This is a genomic window from Amphritea atlantica (genome assembly GCF_900111095.1).
GTDB lineage: Bacteria > Pseudomonadota > Gammaproteobacteria > Pseudomonadales > Balneatricaceae > Amphritea > Amphritea atlantica.
Genome location: NZ_FOGB01000023.1, coordinates 1 through 18,387, shown reverse-complemented (window position 1 = coordinate 18,387; position 18,387 = coordinate 1). Strand labels below are relative to the sequence as shown.

21 protein-coding genes are annotated in these 18,387 nt (G+C 53.0%); 12 read left to right on the top strand and 9 right to left on the bottom strand.

The features are described 5' to 3' along the window. The first annotated feature begins 3 nt into the window (after positions 1–3). Genes pdxA through BMY09_RS21315 form a run of 7 tightly spaced genes read left to right on the top strand, consistent with a single transcriptional unit; the run spans position 4 to position 5,226 of the window. Complete coding sequence (gene pdxA / locus BMY09_RS21345) at positions 4–1,014, top strand: 4-hydroxythreonine-4-phosphate dehydrogenase PdxA (RefSeq protein ID WP_091362170.1); 1,011 nt, start codon at positions 4–6, stop codon at positions 1,012–1,014. Further along, positions 1,004–1,804: a 16S rRNA (adenine(1518)-N(6)/adenine(1519)-N(6))-dimethyltransferase RsmA gene (gene rsmA, locus BMY09_RS21340; protein WP_091362169.1), complete on the top strand. Its 801-nt coding sequence runs from the start codon at positions 1,004–1,006 to the stop codon at positions 1,802–1,804. Before pdxA ends, rsmA begins: the two co-directional genes overlap by 11 nt. A 19-nt stretch (positions 1,805–1,823) precedes the next feature. After that, positions 1,824–2,210 carry a Co2+/Mg2+ efflux protein ApaG gene (apaG, locus tag BMY09_RS21335; RefSeq protein ID WP_091362168.1) on the top strand — a complete coding sequence of 129 codons (387 nt, stop codon included), beginning with the start codon at positions 1,824–1,826 and terminating at the stop codon, positions 2,208–2,210. Between the two features lie 10 nt (positions 2,211–2,220). After that, complete coding sequence (locus BMY09_RS21330; protein WP_091362167.1) at positions 2,221–3,042, top strand: symmetrical bis(5'-nucleosyl)-tetraphosphatase; 822 nt, start codon at positions 2,221–2,223, stop codon at positions 3,040–3,042. Next, positions 3,042–3,362: a thiosulfate sulfurtransferase GlpE gene (gene glpE / locus BMY09_RS21325; protein ID WP_091362166.1), complete on the top strand. Its 321-nt coding sequence runs from the start codon at positions 3,042–3,044 to the stop codon at positions 3,360–3,362. The genes BMY09_RS21330 and glpE overlap by 1 nt, the downstream gene beginning before the upstream one ends. A 2-nt stretch (positions 3,363–3,364) precedes the next feature. Further along, positions 3,365–4,507 carry a tRNA nucleotidyltransferase/poly(A) polymerase-related protein gene (locus tag BMY09_RS21320; protein ID WP_091362165.1) on the top strand — a complete coding sequence of 381 codons (1,143 nt, stop codon included), beginning with the start codon at positions 3,365–3,367 and terminating at the stop codon, positions 4,505–4,507. Then, on the top strand, positions 4,486–5,226 hold the full coding sequence (locus BMY09_RS21315; RefSeq protein WP_091362164.1) for a pteridine reductase: 741 nt from the start codon (positions 4,486–4,488) through the stop codon (positions 5,224–5,226). Before BMY09_RS21320 ends, BMY09_RS21315 begins: the two co-directional genes overlap by 22 nt. A gap of 28 nt (positions 5,227–5,254) precedes the next feature. On the opposite strand, the gene BMY09_RS21310 is transcribed toward BMY09_RS21315, so the two are convergent. The 8 genes from BMY09_RS21310 to BMY09_RS21275 all read right to left on the bottom strand — a co-directional run bounded on the left by BMY09_RS21310 (position 5,255) and on the right by BMY09_RS21275 (position 11,565). Continuing rightward, positions 5,255–5,935 (bottom strand): Crp/Fnr family transcriptional regulator, encoded by a 681-nt coding sequence (locus BMY09_RS21310; protein ID WP_091362163.1) that lies wholly within the window; start codon positions 5,933–5,935, stop codon positions 5,255–5,257. Between the two features lie 84 nt (positions 5,936–6,019). Next, positions 6,020–7,255, bottom strand: a complete 1,236-nt coding sequence (locus BMY09_RS21305; protein WP_091362162.1) for a cytochrome-c peroxidase — start codon at positions 7,253–7,255, stop codon at positions 6,020–6,022. Positions 7,256–7,307: 52 nt separating this feature from the next. Next, positions 7,308–7,568: a nickel-binding protein gene (locus tag BMY09_RS21300; RefSeq protein WP_091362161.1), complete on the bottom strand. Its 261-nt coding sequence runs from the start codon at positions 7,566–7,568 to the stop codon at positions 7,308–7,310. A gap of 187 nt (positions 7,569–7,755) precedes the next feature. Continuing rightward, positions 7,756–9,657: a M48 family metallopeptidase gene (locus tag BMY09_RS21295; protein ID WP_091362160.1), complete on the bottom strand. Its 1,902-nt coding sequence runs from the start codon at positions 9,655–9,657 to the stop codon at positions 7,756–7,758. Positions 9,658–9,694: 37 nt separating this feature from the next. Further along, positions 9,695–10,291, bottom strand: coding sequence for a LemA family protein (locus BMY09_RS21290; protein WP_217647483.1), 597 nt, complete (start codon positions 10,289–10,291; stop codon positions 9,695–9,697). Positions 10,292–10,329: 38 nt separating this feature from the next. After that, entirely contained in the window at positions 10,330–10,839 is a 510-nt protein-coding gene (gene folK, locus BMY09_RS21285; RefSeq protein ID WP_091362159.1) for a 2-amino-4-hydroxy-6-hydroxymethyldihydropteridine diphosphokinase, read from the bottom strand. Then, positions 10,839–11,195, bottom strand: coding sequence for a dihydroneopterin aldolase (folB, locus tag BMY09_RS21280; RefSeq protein ID WP_091362158.1), 357 nt, complete (start codon positions 11,193–11,195; stop codon positions 10,839–10,841). Before folB ends, folK begins: the two co-directional genes overlap by 1 nt. 55 nt (positions 11,196–11,250) lie before the next feature. Next, positions 11,251–11,565 carry a hypothetical protein gene (locus tag BMY09_RS21275; protein ID WP_139203236.1) on the bottom strand — a complete coding sequence of 105 codons (315 nt, stop codon included), beginning with the start codon at positions 11,563–11,565 and terminating at the stop codon, positions 11,251–11,253. 98 nt (positions 11,566–11,663) lie between these two features. Between BMY09_RS21275 and plsY the strand changes: the two genes are divergently transcribed. Next, positions 11,664–12,254: a glycerol-3-phosphate 1-O-acyltransferase PlsY gene (gene plsY / locus BMY09_RS21270; protein WP_091362156.1), complete on the top strand. Its 591-nt coding sequence runs from the start codon at positions 11,664–11,666 to the stop codon at positions 12,252–12,254. 16 nt (positions 12,255–12,270) lie between these two features. On the opposite strand, the gene tsaD is transcribed toward plsY, so the two are convergent. Further along, entirely contained in the window at positions 12,271–13,320 is a 1,050-nt protein-coding gene (tsaD, locus tag BMY09_RS21265) for a tRNA (adenosine(37)-N6)-threonylcarbamoyltransferase complex transferase subunit TsaD (RefSeq protein ID WP_091362155.1), read from the bottom strand. A 220-nt stretch (positions 13,321–13,540) separates the two neighbouring features. Between tsaD and rpsU the strand changes: the two genes are divergently transcribed. The 4 genes from rpsU (at position 13,541) to rpoD (ending at position 18,253) form a co-directional block, all read left to right on the top strand. After that, complete coding sequence (rpsU, locus tag BMY09_RS21260; RefSeq protein ID WP_019622914.1) at positions 13,541–13,756, top strand: 30S ribosomal protein S21; 216 nt, start codon at positions 13,541–13,543, stop codon at positions 13,754–13,756. Between the two features lie 45 nt (positions 13,757–13,801). Next, entirely contained in the window at positions 13,802–14,251 is a 450-nt protein-coding gene (locus tag BMY09_RS21255; protein WP_091362154.1) for a GatB/YqeY domain-containing protein, read from the top strand. 47 nt (positions 14,252–14,298) lie between these two features. Beyond that, positions 14,299–16,221, top strand: a complete 1,923-nt coding sequence (gene dnaG / locus BMY09_RS21250) for a DNA primase (protein WP_091362153.1) — start codon at positions 14,299–14,301, stop codon at positions 16,219–16,221. A 217-nt stretch (positions 16,222–16,438) separates the two neighbouring features. Then, positions 16,439–18,253: an RNA polymerase sigma factor RpoD gene (rpoD, locus tag BMY09_RS21245; RefSeq protein ID WP_091362152.1), complete on the top strand. Its 1,815-nt coding sequence runs from the start codon at positions 16,439–16,441 to the stop codon at positions 18,251–18,253. Positions 18,254–18,387: the final 134 nt, after the last annotated feature.

Genomic DNA, 18,387 nt, shown 5'->3' with positions numbered 1-18,387 from the left:
CAGATGTCCATCTACAGACTGGCCCTGACCCCGGGCGAACCGGCCGGGATCGGGCCGGACCTATGTATTCAGATCGCCCAGCAGGGGCACGACCACCAACTGGTGGTGATTGCCGACCCGCTGCTGATGCAGGCCCGGGCCCGCTTACTAAATCTGCCAATCACGCTGATCCCCTATAATGCGGAGGAGCCGATTAGCCCTACCGTACCCGGCACCTTATGGATTGAACCGGTCTGCCTGGTTAAGACCGTAACACCAGGACAGCTGAACCCGGCCAATGCCCGCTACATTCTCGACACCCTGACCCGCGCAACCCAGGGCTGTCAGAGTGGCGAGTTCGCTGCGTTGGTAACGGCTCCGGTCCATAAAGGGGTGATCAACGATGCTGGCATCCCGTTTAGCGGCCATACCGAGTTTCTCGAACAACTGACCCACAGCAGCAAGGTCGTGATGATGCTGGCAACCGAGGGTTTACGGGTTGCACTGGCCACCACCCACCTGCCACTGGCTGCCGTTCCTGCAGCGATTACCCAACCGTTGTTAGAGGAGGTTCTGACCGTATTGCATCAGGAACTGCAGCACAGCTTTGGTGTGCACAACCCAAGAATCCTGATTGCCGGACTGAACCCCCACGCCGGAGAAAGTGGCCACATGGGACGGGAAGAGATTGATGTGATTCAACCGGTGATCGACCGGCTCCGGACTCAGGGTTACAATCTGAGTGATCCACTACCAGCAGATACACTGTTTACCGATAAACTGCTGGATACCGCAGACGCCGTGCTGGCAATGTATCATGACCAGGGACTGCCGGTCCTGAAATATAAAGGTTTTGGCCGGGCGGTTAATATTACGCTGGGGATGCCGATTATCCGCACCTCAGTGGATCACGGCACCGCCCTCGATCTGGCCGGAAGCGGCAGCGCCGATTGTGGCAGCCTGCTAACCGCTATTAATTACGCTGCCGATATGTCAGCCAACCGTCACACCATCGGAACACTGAATGAGCAATAAACCCGCAGGCCATAAAGCACGCAAACGTTTTGGGCAGAATTTTCTTCAGGATCAGGGCGTTATCCGCCGGATCATCAGAGCCATCGCCCCGGGTGAAACACAGCATCTGGTCGAAATAGGCCCGGGTCTCGGAGCCATTACTGAAGAGTTACTGGATCTGTGCCAGCGCCTGGATGTGGTTGAGCTGGATCGCGATCTGGTGCCTATTCTGCGGACAAAGTTCTTCCGTTATGCGGAAAAATTCGCCATTCATGAGGGCGATGCCTTGAAGTTTGACTTTGCTACCCTGCAACAACAGGGTGAACAGTTGCGTGTCGTCGGCAATCTGCCTTATAACATCTCTACACCACTGATCTTTCACCTGCTCAGCTATGCGGATCAGATTGATGATATGCATTTTATGCTACAGAAAGAGGTGGTCGACCGACTGGCAGCACAACCGGGTGACAGTGCCTATGGTCGCCTGGGCATCATGGCGCAGTATTACTGCCAGGTAGAACCACTGTTTCTTGTGCCCCCCCATGCTTTTGATCCTGCACCCAAGGTTGATTCAGCTATTGTCCGCCTGATACCTTATAAAGAACTACCCCATACGGCAAAAGACATCAGCAAACTGGAGACTGTCGTCCGCACCGCGTTTGGCCAGCGCAGGAAGACCCTGCGAAATAACCTTAAGCCACTGCTTGATGCCGACGAGATCGAATCGCTGGGAATTGACCCGGGCCTGCGTCCGGAACGTCTCGCCCTGACTGACTTCATCCGGATAAGTGATTATCTGAGCAGTAAATAACAACTTATAACGAAACAATATGATCCTCTCAGAGATATCTAACAACATCGCTATTCAAGTGGAAACAGCCTATCTGCCGGAGCAGTCTGACCCGGACAAAAAGCGCTATGTTTTTTCCTATCATATAACTATTACCAATCATGACTCTCAGCCGGTTCAGCTACTACGCCGCCGCTGGCTGATTGTCGATGGTGACGAGCAGGTTCAGGAGGTTGAGGGCGAAGGCGTTATTGGCGAGCAACCGGTGATAGAACCTCAGCAAAGCTACAGTTACACAAGCGGTACTGTACTGGCAACGCGGGTGGGCAGTATGCAGGGCCACTATCAGATGAAAACCAACGACGGCCAGACGTTCAATGCAGATATTGAACCTTTTACCCTGGCGCTCCCCAACGCCCTGCACTGAGGATAGCGCTGTGGCTACCTATGCAATCGGAGATATTCAAGGCTGCTATGATGAACTGCAGGCACTCCTTGAAGCCGTCGGTTTTGGCGAAACCGACCGACTCTGGCTGGCGGGTGATCTGGTAAACCGGGGGCCAAAATCCCTGCAAACCCTGCGTTTCCTCTATAGCATCCGGGACCGGGTGACGGTAACACTGGGCAACCACGATCTGCATTTGCTGGCGGTTTATCACAAGGCGATCAGACCCAAACGATCTGACACCTTTCATGATATCCTCAACGCCCCCGATGCCAAACAGCTGATGAAGTGGCTACGCCACCAGCCTCTGTTAATTACCAATGCTCAGCTTGGGTATACCATGGTTCATGCTGGCATCCCCCCTCAGTGGTCTCTGGATAAAGCCAGCAAACGGGCCAGAGAGGTTGAAACCATTCTGCAAAGCACTCTGGCCGAGGAATTTTTCAGGCATATGTATGGCAACCAGCCAGCTTGCTGGTCAGGAAAACTAAAAGGCTGGGATCGCCTCAGAACCATAACCAACTACTTTACCCGCATGCGCTTTTGCGACAGCTTGGGCAGAATGGAATTTTCCGCTAAAGGCACCTTATCCAGCCAGCCAACCGGCTTTCGCCCCTGGTTCAGCCACGAGGGAAAAGCCCTGCAAGACACAAAACTGATCTTCGGCCACTGGGCAGCCCTGGAGGGGAAGGCGGACATAGAAAATGTCTATGCTCTCGATACCGGCTGCGTTTGGGGAGGTAAGCTCACCGCTCTGCGACTTGAGGATCAGACACTCTTTTCTGTAAATAGCAACATGAGGTATGGCAACTGATGGACAACTTTGAATGTATCGACATCGCCAGAGCTGAACAACTGATCGCTGAAGGCGCGGTAGTAGCCGATATCCGTGACCCACAAAGCTATCAGCAAAACCATATCAAGGATGCTGTTCACCTGAGCAATGACACACTGCATGATTTTATCCAGTCTGCGGATATGGATACCCCGCTGATTGTTTGTTGTTATCACGGCTTCAGCAGCCAGTCAGCCGCCGGCTTTCTGATCCAGCAAGGCTTTGATCAGGTTTATAGTCTGGATGGTGGTTTTGAACTTTGGCAGGCAAGCCGTCCTGAGCAGTGTTCTAACAGCTGAATATGCAAACCTATCTGGTAGGCGGTGCAGTCAGGGATAAACTGTTGGACTACCCGGTCTACGACAGGGATTGGGTGGTGGTTGGCGCAACACCCGAGCAGATGCTAAAACAAGGCTTTCGCCCGGTCGGTAAAGACTTTCCGGTGTTTATCCATCCCGACAGCGGTGAAGAGTACGCCCTGGCGCGCACCGAGCGGAAATCTGGCAAAGGCTACACCGGCTTTCTCTACCATGCCAGCCCCGATGTTACTCTCGAAGAAGACCTGATTCGCCGGGATCTGACCATCAACGCCATGGCAATGACTGATGATGGCACGATTATAGACCCCTATCATGGCCAGCAGGATCTGCAGTTAAAACTACTTCGGCATGTTTCTCCCGCCTTTTCTGAAGACCCGCTCAGGGTACTCAGGGTTGCCCGTTTTCTGGCCCGCTATGCCTCACTCGGTTTCCGTATCGCCCCCGAAACCCTGACGCTGATGCAACAACTGTCGCACAGCGATGAGCTCGGGCATCTGAGCACAGAAAGGGTCTGGCAGGAATTTCAGCGGGCACTGGGTGAAGCATCTCCACAACAGTTCCTGATCACCCTGATGCAGACCGACGCACTGGTAAAACTGTTTCCTGAGCTAATACCCGCAATGAGTGACCCGCAAACCCTGGTGGCGATAAGCCAGCCGATCGATTCCCGGGTACGGTTTGCCATACTATTGCGCGGAGCACTGCTGAACACACCACTGGAACAACGTGGCCAAACCATAAAAACATTCTGTGACCAGCACCGCGCGCCTAACGCCTACCGGGATCTGGCATTACAGTTTTGTCTTCAGTCCGATCAACTCTGCCATTACTCCCAGCTTGATGCCGGGGAGAGGCTGGCGCTGATCCGAAACCTGGATCTGCTGCGACGCGATGAACATCTGAGCCTGTTACTACAGGGGTGTGCTGTGATCTGTAACAACACTGATGCCGTAGAGCAGCAACTGCCCCTGCTGCTTGAAGCGCTGCGACAGATCGATCCGAAAGCACTGATGAGTCAGGGATTCAAAGGCAAAGCCCTCGGTGAGGCGATCTACCGCGCCCAACTGGCTGTCTGTCAGCAACAGATTGATGGAGTATTATCGTGCAACAACCCGTCGCATTGATTACCGGAGCGGCCCGACGTATCGGTGCCGCAATCACCCAACAGCTGTGGCTACAGGGCTATCGGGTGATCATCCATTGCAACAACTCGACTGAGGCTGCAACAAAAACAGCAGAAGAGCTAAACCAACAGCGCCCAGACAGCGCCAGAGTACTGCAGGCCGATCTGAACAGCAGCCCGCAGGTTGCCGGTCTGGCCCATAACGCGCTGAGCTGCTGGGGACAGATCGACCTGCTGGTCAACAACGCTTCATCCTTCTACCCGACTCCGCTTGAACAGAGCAGCGATCAACAGTGGGATGATCTGATTAACAGCAACCTCAAAGCTGCTTACTTTCTTTCAGCCAAACTGGCTGACTCGCTGAAGCAACAGCAGGGCTGCATTATCAACCTGGTGGATATCCACGCCCAGAGAGCGCTGCCCGGCTATCCAATCTACTCGATAGCAAAAGCGGGTCTGCAGATGATGACCCTCAGCCTGGCCAAAGAACTGGCGCCAGCCGTCCGGGTAAATGGGGTCGCTCCGGGGCCAATCCTCTGGCCAGAGGAGGATGCGGCGATCAGCCCTGAGGCGCAACAGGCTATCCTGGAGAAAACCCTGCTGAAGCGAACCGGAACTGCCGACGATATCGCCGAAACCGTGCTGTTTCTGGCCGGTCAGAACTTTATTACCGGTCAGATTATCGCGGTGGATGGTGGAAAATCGCTCTACAGCCACTAGTCCGGCTTTTTGCCAGCCAGCCTCTTTGTCAACCGTGAATCAGCCGGGCCAGCGCTGAAGGCTGAATCAGAGAAATACATCCCCGCCCCGTGGTAATCAAACCCTCAGACACCATCTCACCAAGCAGACGGGCGATAACCTCGCGGGAGCTGCCTAACCGACTAGCAATCTCCTGCTGTGTCATCAGGACCCGATTATCGTCACTCGCCTGATGCAATAACAGATTTGAAAGCCGCTGTGACAAATTCCAGCCCTGCAGATGCTCGACCTCCGTCATCAGTTTGAAAACGGCCGAGGAGAGGGCATCGATCGTGAGATTTTGAATCGCGGACTCTGTTTGAAATAACTGTTTGTAGAGTGCCCCGCTGATGACGCAGATCTCTGTTTCCTCTTCAGCCACCACCCAGGCCGGATAGAGTAGCTGATTAAAAAGACAGTTGATTGCAAACACACAGGTTTCCCCGGGACGGATCAGATAGAAAGTCGACTCGTGCCCATTGGGTGTGTAAGAAAAAACTCTCAGGCAGCCTTTTACGACGACATAAGCGCCGGATACTTTGTCGCCTTTATGCACCGGTATCCGGTTTTTCGCCACCTGAATGGTCTGCACAGACCGTAGTAACTGCTGTGCCTCGCGGGAAAGATCCAGAAAGGCGCTCAAAGGCGTCATCCTCTGCTCTGATACATCACCACTTTTTTGCTTAGCCATCAGTGCTATTCCATTGCTAAAACGACTCTAAAACTTCACTTTGTTGCACTGGCCGCATTCTGAAAACCGCTAGCGGACAGATCACTATCTTTCAGAGCCCCCTGACCGCGTCGTCAGATGTTGACGCTCAGCAGAGGTCAGCCGGCGGCTACTCAGTGCCTTCAGAAACGCCACAATATCCTCAACCTGCTGATCGGTCAGATCCGGATTTTCGATAATACCCAATTTTTTAGCCGACCACTGAAAACTTCGCTTCTGGCTTCTTGCCAGCTGAGTTCTGGCCATAATCCGCACAACGTCATGCAGATCATCTACCGCACCATTATGAAACCAGGGACCGGTCAGCGCCACATTACGTAGCGAAGGTACCCGCCAGACTGTCGGGCCGTCACTCTCTGTATTCAACCCATACTGCTGTGTAATCGGATCTGGATTAGCCGGAAACACTCTAAAGGGCAAGCCACTGTTATAAATGCTGGCCGCACTAAAGTTAGGTCCGAAATGGCAGTGAACACACCCGGTTTTTTCAAACAGCACCATGCCACTGAGCTGCTGCTCTGTCAGGGCCGCGCTATCCCCCCTGACGTAATCATCGTAGGGCGAATCATTAGTGATCAGCGATCTTTCATAGCTGGCAATCGCCCGGACAATGTTAGCAATGGTAATATCCGGCTCATCCGCAAACGCAGCGGCGAAGTCTGGTTGATAGGCCGCTTGCTCCTTCACCCGTTCAACAATTTGGACGGGGGAAAGCATCCCCATCTCAATCGGATTGAGAAACGGCTTAATAGCCTGCTGCTCCAGAGACGCCACCCGGCCATCCCAGAACAGCCGTTTCTGAAACGCGGCATTCCAGACGGTGGGAGCATTGCGGTTACCTTTCTGACCGTTTATTCCGGTAGATACCGGCGCCCCATCGGTACCGGCATAGCTGTACAGTTCATGACAGGAAGCGCACGCCAGGGTGCGGTCAAGAGATAGGTTTTTATCAAAAAAAAGCTTTTCACCTAAAGCAATTTTTGCCGCTGTGGTGGGGTTTTCAAGCGGTGCCGGGGCATCCGCTGGCAACGTCTGCCAGAGATATCCCGGAACCGGCTCAAGCGCCTGCATGACAACTGAGTCGGGAATAGCAGGCCGCAGATCCGGCGCCTGACGCGCAAAGAAATCGTCGGGGACACTCTTTAAAAAGCTATAGACAGCCAGTTTAATCCCCAGGATGACCAGCATCACTGAAACGGCAACCAGCATCAACCAGTGCCCCACCCTGCGATTTCTGACTCCGGCCTGAGTCGCTGTAGATTCCCGAACATCAGTCATCATCCGCTACCTCTCATGCAACCGCAGAAAAGAACAGATCACCCGGAGTCACACTCTATACCTCGGTGATCGTGTTAAACGGTAATCCAACCCGCTGATGTGCCCGGGCCACGGCATCACTCTCCTCAGCAAGTGTCAGACAGAACGCTTTGCCCGCCTCAACACCGGTAAAGATTTTTAATGGCACCACCCCTTCCGCTTCACAGGCTTGCTTATACTGTTCATAAAACTCGGCAAACTGAGGCTTAGTAATGCCCGCCGGAAAGGTTCCACTCTCAACATCATGAGTGTCCAGAAAGAGTTTCATTTTCTTCATTGTTGCGATCTCCTGTTAGTTTAGCGCTTTAATCTAAACCACAGGTCCCGCATCGTTCTGTAACCTATGCTACAAAGAGGAATTTTTTTACGGAGTAACAGCACGCATTCAACGCGTCAGGCAAAAGTTCAGAAGTGTAATGAATAGTGACCGGCTTTAACCACAAACAGCCGGCCATGGGGTTGAACTATTTCTCATCGAGGCCAATCAGAGGGCTTTCCATTACAGCGGCAATTGCGGTGATCAGCTCCCGCTCTACCGCCACTATCTGACCATCATGGCGTACCACCTGCACCATCCCCTTCAGCATCCGCTGCCGGATAAACGGCGTGGCCGCTGCCAGCTCGGAGACCGACGCAGCAAAGCGTTCACGGGTACACTCCGTTCGCGGCACAGGTTTCAGGTTATACAGGCCAGCCACACCGGCACCCCGGTTAAATGCTTTCAGGGTCATCTCATCCGACATCTCACCATGATAAGCCAGCATCGAAATAACCATCGCATAATGTTCGGCAAGCCCCCCCATATCATCGTAACGGTTTTGCCGCTGACGTGGCGCACCAAAGTGGGCATCACAGAAGCGGCTCACCAGTTGATACAGCACCCACTCAAACAGATCGATCTGCTGATCGGCCCGAACCACCTGAAGCAACAGTCGCTTAAACGCTTTGTACTGACTGGCGGATTGAGACTTAAGCGCGGGCAGTGTCAGCTCAATCAGCTGCAGATATTCAGCACGGGGCAGCTGCTGAAAGTGGCCCAGACGGTTGTAGAGACGATCCGCCAGCGCGGCATCCTCCGCCGCGATCAGTTTTAACTGCTTATCCCTGACCTGACTATCACCATCCATCAGCAAGCCAAGCAACACAATCCGGGCATCGTAAGGGTCCCGCGCCAGATGATAGAGATCATTATCTGCCGATTGCGCCCCGGGTGACTGACCTTCCGCCTGATAATCAAGCAGCTCAGCACCTGCCAGAGAACCGATAAGCGTCTCGATGATCGCCGTTCCCGCAAGGTTTGTTTTGATCGCTTTATCCGTACCGGCCTCAGCGACACGCAACGCCGGCTGAGGCTCAAGATATTTACCATCCCAGTGCGGATCAACTTTGCGGATCCTGACATCAATGGGGGGATGGGTTGACCAGATCCAGCCCGGCATCACTGCAGAAAAGAACAGGTGTCCTGCTTCCTGACACTCCGGATGGTTCAGATGCCCCTGGAAACGACTGCCACCAATCACTTTCAGCGCCCCACCAATACCTTCCGGGTTGCGGGTGAACTGCACCGCCGATGCATCTGCCAGAAACTCCCGCTGTCGGCTGATGGCAGCCTTGAGCATATTGCCAACCATGACCCCGCACCAGCCGACCACCATCAAGCCGAGGCCCAGCAGCACCAGATACCCCCGACTGGAGCTTCGGGACTTAGTCGAGTCTGCCCACCAGCTGGTTCGACTACTGGCAAATACCCGTCCGAGTTCAGCAAAAAACACCATCCCGTGCAGCATCACCAGCAAGCGCATATTAATGCGCATATCACCGTTCAGAATATGACTGAATTCGTGAGCGATGACCCCCTGTAGCTGATCCCGGTTCAGACTATCCAGCGTGCCCCGGGTGACGCAGATTGCAGCATCGGTCAAACCTAACCCCGCAGCAAAAGCGTTGATACCCGCCTCATGCTGCATCACATACACCGGAGGAACAGGCACTCCGGCAGCCAGCGCCATCTCCTCAACCACGTTGATTAAACGTCGTTCAGCGGTGTCACGGGTCAAAGGCTGTACCTGCTGACCACCAAACATCTCGGCAACCGCCCCGCCCCCTTTTTTCACATCCAGCCATTTTAACCAGGCCGCAAACAGCAACAGCAACGCGATAGCGATCGCGACGACGAAGATGCGCTGCCAGCTCAGGTAATCAAGGAACACCCGGTCGGGGAGAGCCATAGGGTCATCATTGACCCAGAGATACCAGGAAAACAGCAGATTGATCAGTATGACCAGACCGATATTAAGCAGAATAAAGAGCAGCAGCAGAATGCGACTGCTCTTGCGGGCCTGATCCTGAGCCGCATAGAAGTTCATCGATAGTCCCTATCTCAGATACGGTGAACTGACAACATCAAAAGCTGACTTTGGGCGCAACCTGCAGTTGCTCCCGATCAGCAAACTCCAGCAGAGACGCATCCCGGACATGGCCAAAGGTGCCTGCCAGCAACACCGGAGGGAAGCTCTGTTTGTAGCTGTTGTAGTCTGTGACCGCATCGTTAAATGCCTGACGGGAGAAGGCTACTCGGTTCTCAGTCGAGGTTAACTCTTCACTCAGCTGGCGCATATTGGTGTCTGCTTTCAGATCAGGATAAGCCTCTACCACGATGCTGAGCTTACCCAGCGCACCCTGCAGGCCACCTTCAGCCTTCGCCAGCTGCGACAGCGCCTGCGCACTACCCGGATCAGCGGCGGCCGCTTTAAGCCCTGCCATCGCTTCATTACGCGCAGCGATCACCGCTTCCAGCGTCCCCCGCTCATGCTCAAGATAGGCTTTCGCCGTTTCCACCAGATTGGGAATCAGGTCGTAACGGCGTTTCAGCTGCACATCAATCTGTGAAAAACTGTTCTGATAGCGGTTCTTCAGTGTTACCAACCGGTTGTAGATCGCCACCACATAGAACACCAGCGCAACGATGATAACCAGAAAAACCAGTGATCCCATTCCCATTGTATAACTCCTTTAGCCATTAAAATTCCGCCTGTTATTCAGGCAGAAAGGTCCTTCTCGTGCCAGATAAACGACACCGGATGCAGTGATTGTTTCTCTTTATCATAATCCAGCCACAGTTGTTGATAGGTCTCAGCCAGAACAGGATGGCGGGCCTTAGGGGCCAGTTCAGCTAATGGCCAGAGTACAAATGCATTCTCGGTAATCTCTTCCCGCGGCAGGGTAACGCCGTCAATCTTACCTATCAAGGCATCATAGGTAAGAATATCGATGTCCAGCGTCCGGCCACTGAATTTCGGGGATGTGCGGCAACGGCCGTTATCATCTTCGATCATCTTTAGTTTTTTGCTCAACTCGCCGACGGACAAATCGGTTTTAAAAGACGCCACCAGATTGTAGAAGTTGTCTCCGTCAAAGCCGACCGGAACACTTTCATAAACCGGCGACAGGGCCAGCTTTTCAAAGTTCGCATCCAGCGCATCAAGACAACGTCCAATATAGACTTCACGATCAGTATTGCTACCGATACTTACATACACCTGAGCCATTAGAAACGCTCTCCCCGTTCAATTATTACACCGACATCCTCAGCCGTGGGTACTGCACCAGGCTTCCCCAGTTTCAGCTTCAGCCAACGCACCCCAAACTCATTCAGAATAATCTGAGCAATCTCTTCAGCCATCGTCTCTACCAAAAGAAACTCGCTGGTTTCAATAAAGCTGATTAAGCGATCTGAAACGCTTTTATAATTAAGGGTGCTGTCTATATCTTCAGAGGCTGCCGCCTGCTGAATATCTGTTGCCATCTTAAGATCCAGACACACCGTCTGACGAATCTCACGCTCCCAGTCATAGATTCCGATGACGGTCTCTACCTTTAGCCCCTTAATGTACACAATATCCAAGACAAAACCCTTACACTCTTGCAATCAACATCAGACTGCCCTAAAAAGCACCTGCTTAAAAGGGCTCCGTTAGCGATCTTTTAGAACGCGTCCAACCTGTTTTAATTATCATACGCCCGGAAACCTGCACCAGCATATAACGGCCATTACGCTGCCAGATATAACGCCGGGTAGAACAATACTTACGCTTCAGCTGAATAATATGATTACAGGTCTCCTTACTGGTCAGACGCTGCTGCTCTTTGCCCCAATGGGCATAAAGACTTTCGATATTATCACCCGCATGGATCAGACTGCCATCCTCCATTCGCAGTCCTGCGAAACAAACGTTTGCCTGCAATATCAGTACTAACACTATCCATCTCTTCATCCCTGAACCTCCCTGTCGCACCGGTTTCAGCTTTCATCCAACGCTGAAGTGCGCTATAAAAAATAGTTTACTTTCTATAGCAACAGCGGAAACGGAATATGATCGAAGCAGATGCCGTCACAACGCTGACCATTATGCTGGTCGGCTATCTGCTGGGCTCAATTCCCTTTGCCGTGCTGATTTGCCACTTTATGGGGATCGGAGACCCTCGTCAACTGGGCTCGGGAAATCCCGGCGCAACCAATGTGTTGCGCACCGGAAACCGCCCGGCCGCCCTCCTGACACTGACCGGAGACCTGAGTAAAGGCATGCTGGCGGTGTCCATCGCACTATGGGCAGGCCTCAGTCAGTTCGACCAGGCGTTGGTGGGAATTTCAGCCCTGATCGGCCATGTATGGTCGGTTTTCTTACGATTCAGGGGCGGAAAAGGGGTTGCCACTATGATCGGCAGTTGCCTGTTTCTCGACTATCGTCTGGCCCTTGCCCAGTGCTCTGTATGGCTTACAGTGATAGCAATTCGGCGCATCTCATCGCTGGCAGCAGTCAGCATGTCGCTGTTAAGCCCGCTGTTTAGCTGGTTTCTGGCGCCACAATTACTGCTGCCCATCATTATTATGAGCAGCCTGATTCTGGCAACTCACCATCAGAATATACGTAACCTGCTCAACCGCCGGGAAAGCCGGCTCTGACCGGGATCTCAGTAATTCACTTAACATCAGCACCGCGGCGCTGTATCGGCTCCAGCGTATCCAGCGGCCAGCGGGGAACGCACTGAATTGAGAGATCGCTCTGCTGTCCTGCCAGCAGACGCTGACAACCGGCATAGGCGATCATTGCACCATTATCAGTACAAAACTGTGGCCGGGCATAAAACAGCTGAGCCCACTCTTTTTTCACCATCAGCTCAAGGCGGTCGCGCAGACGCTGATTGGCGCTGACCCCTCCGGCAATCACCAACTGTTTAAAACCGGTTTGCTGGAGTGCCCGGCGACACTTAATCGCCAGGGTTTCAACCACCGCCTCTTCAAAGGCTGCAGCAATATCACGGCGATCTTTATCACCCAGCTCACCATCAACCCGGAGATCGTTGGATGTATTCAGGGTAAAGGTTTTCAAACCGCTGAAACTAAAGTCAAGTCCCGGGCGGTCGGTCATCGGTCGCGGAAAACGAAACCGTTTACGATCCCCCATTTCAGCCAAACGCGCCACCTGTGGTCCGCCGGGGTAATCCAGCCCCAGCATCTTGGCCGCTTTATCAAATGCTTCACCGGCAGCATCATCCAGTGATTCACCCAGCAGGGTATACTCACCAATTGCATCAACCTGAACCAGTTGTGTATGGCCGCCAGACACCAGCAGCGCAACAAACGGGAACGCCGGAGGCTGTGGCTCCAGCATCGGCGCCAACAGATGTCCTTCCATATGGTGCACACCGATAGCAGGAATCCCCCAGCCCAGCGCCATCGCCCGACCGGTAGATGCTCCAACCATTAATGCCCCAATCAACCCAGGCCCAGCCGTATAAGCAACCGCATCGAGCTGTTCCGGCCGGGTATCAGCCTGAGCCAGAACCTCTTTCACCAGTGGCAACAACTTGCGAACATGATCGCGGGAGGCCAGCTCTGGCACAACACCGCCATATTCTGCATGCATTGCAACCTGGCTATAGAGCGCATCGCCCAGCAGGCCTGCCTCACTATCATAGATAGCCACACCGGTTTCATCGCAGGAGGTTTCGATTCCAAGCACACGCATTGTTAAAGGTTCTCACTCATCATCATAAATAAATTGCTGCACGCAAAGCCGCAGGACGACTCACAGGGCGCCATTATCATCCATTTTAACAATCATTTCATCGTATTTAGGCTTTACACTGCCGGATCATAAGAATAAAATACCGGCCCTTATTGGCCAGCTGTGTCTTAAACTCAGCGGAACAGACATTAAATTTCTACAGGAAAGGTAAGGTATTTATATGCCAGCAGTTAAAGTTAAAGAAAACGAGCCATTTGACGTAGCTCTGCGTCGTTTCAAACGTTCTTGCGAAAAAGCCGGTGTACTGGCTGAAGTGCGTCGTCGTGAATTCTACGAAAAGCCAACTTCAATCCGTAAGCGTAAGGCTGCTGCTGCTGTTAAGCGTCACCTGAAGAAAGTTCAGCGCGAAAACCAGCGTCGCGTTCGTCTGTACTAAGATCTTCACCCCGCATTAAACAGCCAATACAGCCAGGAGAGCGGTATGTCCGAACTGAAGCAACGCATCAGTGACGAGATGAAAGCAGCCATGCGCGCTAAAGCAAAAGAGCGCCTGGGTACTATCCGCATGATTCTGTCTGAGCTCAAACGCATCGAAGTCGATGAGCGGATTGAGCTGGATGATGCGCGTGTACTCGCGATACTGGATAAGATGCAAAAACAGCGTCGCGATTCGATCGAGCAGTTTAACACTGCTGGTCGGGATGATCTGGCCAATATTGAGCAACAGGAACTTCTTGTGATTAAGGAGTTCCTGCCTCAGCCCCTGAGTGAAGCAGAACTTGCAGAGATTGTTGCGCAGGCGGTAACCGATTCCGGTGCACAGAATATGCAGGATATGGGCAAGGTCATGGCCCTGGTTAAACCACAGGTTCAGGGTCGCGCAGACATGGGCGCCATCAGCCAACTCGTCAAAAACGCTCTGAATAGTTAAAATAACTGCTGACCATCCTCCCCTCAATCAGCAGGTAGTCTGACACTATGGCCGGACGCATACCGCAAAGTTTTATTGATGACCTTCTGGCGCGAGTCAACGTACTCGATATCGTCGAAGCCAGGGTCAAGCTTAAGCGCACCGGAAAAAATTATTCCGGACTCTGTCCGTTTCATAAAGAGAAGTCTCCCTCATTCACCGTTAACAATGAAAAACAGTTCTATTACTGTTTCGGCTGCGGTGCAGGCGGCAACTCACTCAGCTTTCTCATGGAACATGACCGCTTAAGCTTTCCGGAAGCGGTCGAAGAGCTGGCCAAACTGGCCGGTGTTGAGATGCCCAAAGCAGAGGGCCCTGTTGACCATCAGCGCGAGCAGCGCATCAAAGATATCTATGCACTGCTGCAGGAAGCCTCTGAATATTACCAACAGCAGCTACGCGAACACCCCAACAAAGAGATCGCGGTAGATTACCTGAAGAACCGGGGTCTGACCGGACAGTTTGCCGCCCGCTTTGGTATCGGTTACGCCCCGCCTGGCTGGGACAACCTGTTAAAAAAACTCGCCCGGGACGAAGAGACCAAGCTCCGACTCGAGCAAGCAGGCATGCTGATCAATAAAGAGGATTCTGATCGTTATTACGACCGCTTTCGTGAGCGCATCATGTTCCCCATCCGGGATATGCGCGGCCGGGTAATCGCCTTTGGCGGCCGGGTTCTGGGGGATGAGAAACCCAAATACCTGAACTCTCCGGAAACAGATACCTTCCACAAAAGCCGTGAACTTTACGGCCTGTATGAAGCCCGCAAGTACAATCAGAGCCTCGAACGTCTGATCATTGTTGAGGGCTATATGGATGTTGTCGGCTTAGCTCAATACGGCATAGGTTACGCCGTTGCCACCCTGGGTACCGCAACCACAGCACAACACCTTGAGCGCATCCTGAAGATGGTACCTGAAGTTATATTCTGTTTTGATGGTGATGCCGCGGGCCGTAAAGCAGCCAAACGGGCACTGGACACCACGATGCCCGTTATCACCGATGGTAAGCAGGCGCGCTTTCTCTTCCTGCCCGAGGGAGAAGACCCCGACAGCCTGGTAAGACAGGAGGGCTGCGACGCCTTTGAACAGCGACTCAACGAGTCACTGCCTCTCTCTGATTTCTTCTTTAAAACACTGGAAGAGGGTGCGGATATGAGCTCCCTGGACGGACGCGCCCGCTTCAGTAATCAGGCCCTGCCTCTGATTGACCAGATGCAACCGGGCATTCTTAAACAGATGATGCAGGAGAAAATTTCCGAGCTGACCGGACTCAGTCTTGAACAGCTGATTAGCGTCAACAACCTGCAGGAAACCACCCACGCTCACGCCACGCCGGAGCCAGATTATTATCAGGGCGAGCCAGACTACCCCGATGACGGATACTTTGACTACCAGCCGGAGCAGAGCGATTACAGGTCCGATAAAAAACCGGGAAAAGAGTTCACCAAAGGCGGCAAAAAGTTTCGCCCCGCCCCGCCGGGCGGCTCTGCGGTTCACTTCAATCCCGCCAGCACGGCCGTATCCATTCTGCTGCACCTGCCCACCCTGGCAGATCATTGCGGCGACCTTGAGATACTGAGCGCCAGTCAGGAGGAAGCAGAGAAACTTCTCTATCAACTCAACCGTTATCTGCAGGAGAACCCCGGTGTCACTCCTGGCATTCTGGCGGTTGACTGGCAAGAACATGAGCACCTGAAGCCCCTGATTCGACAGCTGAATGAGATCGCCCATCAGACGCCCATCATTGACGCCAGCAATGCTCAGCAAGTTTTAAGTGACTGCCTCAATCGCCTGCAGGAACGCCATCTCGACAGAGAGATTCTGCAACTCAAATCCCAGCCACACCTGAGCAGCGAAGATAAACAGCGTCTCAACACCCTGATCATGAAGCAGGCGGGAAGCCGGTTAAGAAAAGCGCCTGAAAAATAACCAGACTGCATTGAAATTCCGTAAACCACCCCCATTTACAGAGCTACAGAGCAAACTAAGGCCCGGTTTTCATTTTTCTGCACAGCGCATTGAAAAATAGTCTATTTTAATAGATGAAATATCCCTATAACCCTACTCGGTCTGTAGAATTTATACCCCGCAATCGCTATAATGTCGGGCTAATTTTTTTCACTTTTGTCATCACTGAAGGGCAATTATGTCAGATACCTCCAAGCAGCAGTCACGCCTCAAGGAATTGATCGCACGGGGTAAGGAGCAGGGCTACCTTACTTATGCTGAAGTCAATGATCATCTGCCAGAAGATATTGCTGATCCGGACCAGGTCGAAGATATAATCCGTATGATCAACGATATGGGCATATCGGTCACCGAAGAAGCTCCGGATGCCGAAACCCTGCTCATGACAGAAGGTGACTCAGCTGAAGAAGCGGATGAGGAAGCCGTTGCAGCACTGGCCGCTGTCGAATCAGACGCCGGACGCACAACCGACCCTGTACGTATGTATATGCGCGAAATGGGCACGGTGGAACTGCTGACCCGCCAGGGTGAGATTGAGATCGCCAAGCGGATTGAAGAAGGTCTGCGTGAGGTGATGTCAGGCCTGGCAGCGTTCCCTGGTTCGGTTGACGCGATACTCGCCGCCTATGACACCAGTCAGGAAGAGGAAGGACGCCTGAGCGACATTTTCAGCGGCTATATCGATCCCGATGATGGCGCTGAAATCCCCTCCGCTGCTCAACAAGCTGAAGCAGCCGAAGAGGAATCTGACGATGATGACGACGAAGAGAAAGAACGTGGTCCAGACCCGGAGGAAGCCAAACGCCGTTTTGATCTGCTACGCAGCACCTACGAAACCTACCAGAAAGCGGTAGCAAAAGAGGGTCGCAGCAGCAAAACAGCCGCTAAAGCTTTCGAAGAGCTCGCTGATGCGTTCTCCCCGATCAAGCTATCCCCCCGCTTTTACGATATGCTGGTTGATAACGTGCGCAACTCGATTGACCGTATCCGTAAGCAGGAACGGACCATCATGCAGATCTGCACCCAGCGTGCAAAAATGCCGCGCCGCCAGTTTATCAAAGAGTTTCCAGGCAACGAGACCAACAGCGAATGGCTGGACAAGCTGCTTAACTCTGACGCGGACTATGCCCGCGCTCTGAAACGGCACGAGATTGAGCTGCGCAGAGCACAGAAAAAACTGGTTCAGGCTGAGCAAGAGATTCAGCTGACGCTAAACGAGATTAAAGAGGTGAACCGTCGCATGTCGATCGGTGAAGCCCGTGCCCGACGCGCCAAGAAAGAGATGGTTGAAGCCAACCTGCGTCTGGTTATCTCGATCGCTAAAAAATATACCAACCGCGGCCTGCAATTCCTCGACCTGATTCAGGAAGGCAACATCGGCCTGATGAAAGCGGTCGATAAGTTTGAATACCGTCGTGGTTACAAATTCTCCACCTATGCGACCTGGTGGATTCGTCAGGCGATTACCCGGTCCATTGCCGATCAGGCGCGTACGATTCGTATTCCGGTACACATGATCGAAACGATCAATAAACTAAACCGTATCTCCCGTCAGATGCTACAGGAGATGGGACGCGAGCCGTCCCCGGAAGAGCTGGCCGAGCGTATGGATATGCCGGAAGATAAGATCCGTAAAGTACTCAAGATCGCTAAAGAACCTATCTCCATGGAAACCCCCATCGGTGACGATGAGGACTCCAGCCTGGGCGACTTTATCGAGGATATCACCATCGATTCCCCGGTAGACTCCGCCACCGGTGAAGGCCTGCGTGAAGCAACCAAGGAAGTTCTGGCGGGCCTGACAGCCCGTGAAGCGAAAGTTTTGCGCATGCGTTTCGGTATTAACATGAACACTGACCACACCCTTGAAGAGGTGGGTAAGCAGTTTGATGTGACCCGTGAACGTATCCGTCAGATCGAAGCAAAGGCGCTGCGCAAGCTACGCCACCCAAGCCGCTCAGACCATCTGCGCAGCTTCCTTGACGAACATTAAAATCTTTTAAATCAGACCGTTGCGCCCATAATATCCTGTGGTATTATGGGCGTCCTCTCCCAGAGAGCTACTTTTATTCCCGCTTCAACCAGGGAATTAAGTTTTCACATGGGGGCCTTTAGCTCAGTTGGTTA